Consider the following 600-nt stretch of genomic DNA (forward strand, 5'->3'; position numbering starts at 1 on the left):
CGCTGTCCGCCGTCAGGAGCACCGTCACCGGCTTCACCGCCAGGGGGGCGCCGTTCACCGTCACCGAGACCGCGGCGCTGCCGGCGGTGGTCCCGCTCATCCGCGCCGTGTAGACCCCGGCGTTCTCCGCCACGGCAGAGAACGCCGTATTCGTCAGCACCGTCTCAAACGCCACCGCCGCCCCCGTCACCGGGTTGCCGTTCACGTCCGTCAGGGCGAGGGTCAGCTCCGACGCGTCCACCCCGTTTGCCGTGATCGTCCCCCTTGACGCCGACAGCACCGACGCCCCCGAGAGCCGGCTGCTGTCCGCCGTCAGGAGCACCGTCACCGGCTTCACCGCCAGGGGGGCACCGTTCACCGTCACCGAGACCGTGGCGCTGCCGGCGGTGGTCCCGCTCATCCGCGCCGTGTAGACCCCGGCGTTCTCCGCCACGGCAGAGAACGCCGTATTCGTCAGCACCGTCTCAAACGCCACCGCCGCCCCCGTCACCGGGTTGCCGTTCACGTCCGTCAGGGCGAGGGTCAGCTCCGACGCGTCCACCCCGTTTGCCGTGATCGTCCCCCTTGACGCCGACAGCACCGACGCCCCCGAGAGCCGGC

General features: G+C 71.8%; 1 protein-coding gene. It reads right to left on the reverse strand.

Annotated features, from left to right (window positions below; genetic code table 11):
- Positions 1-580, reverse strand: a 580-nt coding sequence (locus tag ACMV5H_RS25655) for an invasin domain 3-containing protein (protein ID WP_414822821.1), incomplete at its 3' end; no start/stop codon positions are given.
- Positions 581-600 lie beyond the last annotated feature (20 nt).

This window comes from Serratia sp. N21D137, from assembly GCF_047530005.1.
Lineage (GTDB): Bacteria > Pseudomonadota > Gammaproteobacteria > Enterobacterales > Enterobacteriaceae > Chania > Chania fonticola_B.